Below are 3,284 nucleotides of genomic sequence, written 5' to 3'. Positions count from 1 at the left end.
GGCGCTGGATAGCGTCGCACGCCAGCGGGGGCTGGAACCGACTGCAATGTGCGCACCCCCAAATATCCCACCATGCTCATGAGGCTCCCGCTGTTTCCGCCAGTGACGCGCGAGACGGCGATCGAGATGTTCAAACGCGGACCTGATTACCAACAAGACTCAGCTTTCTGGCCCTGTTGATAGTACACTGGCGGCAACGTAAGCAGCGAGGGGCATCGACATGGCGAAGAACCGGGTTCAGTTCCAGAAAGGTCTGAGTTTGTTTGCGTTTCAGGAGGAATACGGGACGACCACCCAGTGTGTGGCGGCGCTGTTCGCGTGGCGCTGGCCGGCGGGCTTCGTCTGTCCGGCCTGCGCGCAGAGTACCGGTTATGTCGAGGTGCGCACCCGCGGGCTGCTCCAGTGCAAGCATTGCCGCCACCAGACCTCGGTCACCGCGGGCACCATTTTCGCTTACACCAAGCTGCCGCTGACCGTGTGGTTTCTGGCTATGTATTTGCTGACGCAGCAGAAAAACGGCATTTCCGCGCTGGAGCTCAAGCGCCAACTGGGCGTGTCCTATCCCACGGCCTGGAGCATCAAGCACAAACTCCTGCAGACCATGCTGGAGCGCGACGCCGATCGGCAACTGACCGGGGTGATCGCCATCGACGACGCGTACTGGGGCGGCGAGTGTCACGGGGAGGCCCCGGGGCGCGGCTCGCCGAACAAGATCCTGCATCCCGACAGCATCGTCGTCTCCGATGGGCTGGGCTGTTTTCGCGGCATTGCCGATGCAGGCCCTGAATTTCACTGGGTCAACACGATGATCGGAAACGTCAAGAACGCGATGCACGGCACCTACCACCAGGCCAGCCCCAACCATCTCCCGCGCTATCTGGCAGAGTTCTGCTACCGCTTCAACCGTCGTTTCGACCTGGCGGCCATGCTGCCGCGCTTGGGCTATGCGGCCGTGCGCACTCCGCCCATGCCCTACCGGTTGCTTAAGTTGGCTGAGGCTCATTGGTAATCAGGACGGCGAAAGGCGATCATCAGCGCCGCCTCCGGCGCTGTTGACGGGGGCGGCTCCGGGTTCGCCAGGCGACCCATGGCCGTGAGGAAATCCACGAAGTGGCGAGCGCCGTCAACAACGTGATCAAAGCCGCCGGCGTGCGGTTGCGGGAGCTGTTTGCTAAAGGCCTCCAATGCCTCCCGATTGAGCTGTGGCAAGGCCAGCCCGACGTTGTTGGCCCACAGGGTGAAACGATGAGCGGCGCGAACGCACCGGCGGACGCATGAACGCTGGTATCCCTTATGTGTAAGCCAGGCAGAGAACTCCTCCAGATCCGGGCCAGCGGGGCCTTCCTGATACCGCGACAGCGTCTGGGGATTCTTGAAGTAGGCCGTAAGCATGCTGCTCTCCTTCAGTTGGTGCCCTGAAGGACGGCAGCATTATGGAAAGCGACTTCAGAGCTGGAAGATGGAAAATCCTCGAAATATCCGAGGACTGCTGTCGCCCTGAGACAGCATACTTCTCATAATCCGGGGCTTTCCATAAGAACGATTATGGAAAGCTTTCCATAATCGTTCCAATGATTGTCAGACCCCTGATCGCCCTATGGCTGGGGCACGAAAGCATCGAAACCACCCACCAGTACCTGGAAGCCGATTTGCGGATGAAGGAGCAGGCGCTGGCCACGCTTCAGGCACCGCCCATCGGCCAGCCGCGCTTTGTGCCGTCGCCGACCCTGCTGGCTTTCCTGGACAGCCTCTGATTATGCGCAGGCGGTGCTGTCGCTGCGGCGCCGACCAGGGCCGTAAATCCAAGCCGCTCGGCCAGTTACCTCCCGGGAACCCGGAGGTGCTGGCGGAACTGCACATAATCCGGAGCTGCACATAACGCCGTTTATGCCGAGCTCGCCATAATCGGAACAACTGGCTCTTCTGTTCGACCGAGGTTGGCGCCGAGGCGGTCGCCACCGTGCAGAGCCTGATCGTCACCTGCCGCCTGCATGATATCGACCCCTATGACTACCTGGTCGACGTGCTCCAGCGCATCGACCGCCATCCCGCCTCCGAGGTCCACCTGCTCATCCCGCGGTTGTGGACGCAGCACTTCGCCGACAACCCACTGCGGTCAGATTTGCACAACCGGCGGTCCTGAACAACGACGCCGCGTAGAGACCGCTTATCGCACTACGGGCGTGTCATCCTATGCGGATGGACTGGCGCAGATCCACGCGATCGGAAAGCGGCGTCAGCAGCACGGCTATCTCCCCGTGGTGGACGCGTATTCAGAACAGAACGGGTAGGGCGCTCCACGTTTTCTGCGAGAAGACGACCGATGCGGCGCGCAACGTGGGCCACAGGCGGTGGCGAAACCCTGTCACAGTACCGCTGGGAGAGGTACCAACAGCGGCTACCGAGAACTCAGCAAGTCGGACGTACGCAATTGCTCGAGCCCAGCCCCCGCGCTCCTGATTGTTTATGGGAACTCTCGGGCCTCTGAGAGCACCTGCTCGTAGACGGATTGGCTCAACCAAAAGCGCGCACGCAGACGCAGATCGTCGAGCAAGGGTTTGACGGAACCGATAAGTCCCCGGCGTTTACCGAGCAGGAGAACACCCGCGACGCCCATCGTGGTGAGACCTTGTCGCCTGGCCTGATGCCGACCGTCCAACTCGTCTATCAGGATCAGAGTGCAAATGCTCCCAGCAATCGATGGCCTTGAGATCATCGGCCAATTCAGACTCGTCAAAATGAACCGGAACACCGCGGGACGCAGACAATTGCCTGAATTCCCATAGCGACAGCCCAGCAAAGGCTCGGGCCTTGCCCGCCGACAGCCGCTGTTGCGAATACAGGGCCAATGCCAGTTCCCGTTTCGCCTCAGCCGGCGTCAGGCGCGCCGAATCCAAGACGTCCTCGGGGATCTCGATCTTTACCGCTGCCACGATGGCCTCCGCGTTTCGGTTTCGGATTGATCTTCAGTTTACTCGCTCGACGCACCCATGTAACGGCTGGGATGTCCTTGGGATGCACATCGTAACCCGGGAACAGGTGCTCAACCGGACGTGCGGTGGGGTCCACCCTGCGCCGGGCCGTCGAGAAGTGGCATAGACCGACCGCCTTGCTACAGAAGGTCCCGGTTCTTCTCCCGCACGCGCTGGTAAAACTCCTCCATCACCGCGACGAATGAACTGTCACGCTCCCACAAAGCGGGGAAATCGCCGGCCTTGCGCACCAGAATGGCCGGCACGGCCGCCGGGATCGCCGGTTCGATCTCGCTCGGCAGGCGCTGCTTG

5 protein-coding genes and 1 pseudogene are annotated in these 3,284 nt (G+C 61.4%); 3 read left to right on the top strand and 3 right to left on the bottom strand.

What is annotated here, in order from left to right; translation table 11 throughout:
* The first annotated feature begins 220 nt into the window (after positions 1 to 220).
* The gene (locus tag QZY44_RS27940) at positions 221 to 1,009 is read left to right on the top strand and encodes an IS1595 family transposase (protein WP_295455800.1); all 789 of its coding nucleotides are present in this window, start codon (positions 221 to 223) and stop codon (positions 1,007 to 1,009) included.
* Here the strand turns inward: QZY44_RS27940 and QZY44_RS27935 are convergent.
* Complete coding sequence (locus QZY44_RS27935; protein WP_295455798.1) at positions 1,000 to 1,392, bottom strand: hypothetical protein; 393 nt, start codon at positions 1,390 to 1,392, stop codon at positions 1,000 to 1,002. The genes QZY44_RS27940 and QZY44_RS27935 overlap by 10 nt on opposite strands.
* 179 nt (positions 1,393 to 1,571) lie before the next feature.
* Between QZY44_RS27935 and QZY44_RS27930 the strand changes: the two genes are divergently transcribed.
* Both QZY44_RS27930 and QZY44_RS27925 read left to right on the top strand, forming a co-directional pair.
* The gene (locus QZY44_RS27930) at positions 1,572 to 1,754 is read left to right on the top strand and encodes an integrase (RefSeq protein ID WP_295455796.1); all 183 of its coding nucleotides are present in this window, start codon (positions 1,572 to 1,574) and stop codon (positions 1,752 to 1,754) included.
* Positions 1,755 to 1,906: 152 nt separating this feature from the next.
* Positions 1,907 to 2,143 (top strand): annotated as a pseudogene (locus QZY44_RS27925) (transposase domain-containing protein); the annotation flags it as partial.
* Positions 2,144 to 2,464: 321 nt separating this feature from the next.
* Here QZY44_RS27925 and QZY44_RS35980 read toward each other — a convergent pair.
* Both QZY44_RS35980 and QZY44_RS27920 read right to left on the bottom strand, forming a co-directional pair.
* Complete coding sequence (locus tag QZY44_RS35980; RefSeq protein ID WP_365305427.1) at positions 2,465 to 2,617, bottom strand: DUF3368 domain-containing protein; 153 nt, start codon at positions 2,615 to 2,617, stop codon at positions 2,465 to 2,467.
* A complete protein-coding gene (locus QZY44_RS27920; RefSeq protein ID WP_295455794.1) occupies positions 2,586 to 2,933 on the bottom strand; it encodes a UPF0175 family protein in 348 nt (115 codons plus the stop codon). Before QZY44_RS27920 ends, QZY44_RS35980 begins: the two co-directional genes overlap by 32 nt.
* Positions 2,934 to 3,284 lie beyond the last annotated feature (351 nt).

The organism is uncultured Thiodictyon sp. (assembly GCA_903837595.1).
GTDB lineage: Bacteria > Pseudomonadota > Gammaproteobacteria > Chromatiales > Chromatiaceae > Thiodictyon.
The sequence above is the reverse complement of the archived record's forward strand: the minus strand, read 5'-3'. Positions and strand labels throughout refer to the sequence as shown.